The organism is Belliella calami (genome assembly GCF_022549695.1).
Taxonomy (GTDB): Bacteria; Bacteroidota; Bacteroidia; order Cytophagales; family Cyclobacteriaceae; genus Belliella; species Belliella calami.
In genome coordinates this window covers 1-604 of sequence record NZ_JAKZGS010000045.1, presented here as the reverse complement: position 1 = coordinate 604, position 604 = coordinate 1, and the positions used below count along the sequence as shown (strand labels likewise).

The 604-nt window shown below is 45.4% G+C and carries 1 protein-coding gene; it reads left to right on the top strand.

What is annotated here, in order from left to right:
- Positions 1-604, top strand: a 604-nt coding sequence (locus MM236_RS19625; protein ID WP_241276701.1) for a hypothetical protein, incomplete at both ends; no start/stop codon positions are given.

Genomic DNA, 604 nt, shown 5'->3' with positions numbered 1-604 from the left:
GCCAATTACGATATTGAGTTTAGAGGTTCAGAATTTGAAATCTTGGCAGCCGAGATAGAGATGGTCATGCAACCTTCCCCAATTGCAACAATCTGGGGTGTTGATCCAGCTTTGCCAAACACGATCACCGTGATGACCACTGACGGTCAGTTTCTTGAGCTTCCAATCACTTGGGATTTACAAACCCTTTATATCTTCGGAAATGGGGATTATCCACTAACGGCAGCCATCAATTTGCCTTCAGGAATCCTGAATTCCCAAGGTTTGGTTGCAGGAATTGTGGTGACAGTCCTTCCAAAACCGGCACCTGAGGACATCCTACTGGACAACAACAGTTTTGAGGCTGAAGTGAGCCAGGCTATAATTGCAGTCGGCAATTTGACGGTGGTGGATCCATTGGACAACCAGCATGAAATCACACTTGCCGATCTTGCTTTCGACAATGTGTATTTCCAGATAGATAACGGGACGTTGTTCTGGAATTCAGAAGAGAGGGCAGAGGGCAGAAGGGAGTTCAAGATTCTCGTTCGTGTCAAAGACCGTGATGGAAATATCATTGAGAAAGAATTTTCGATCATCAGAAACAGGACTTCTGTGAGCAACA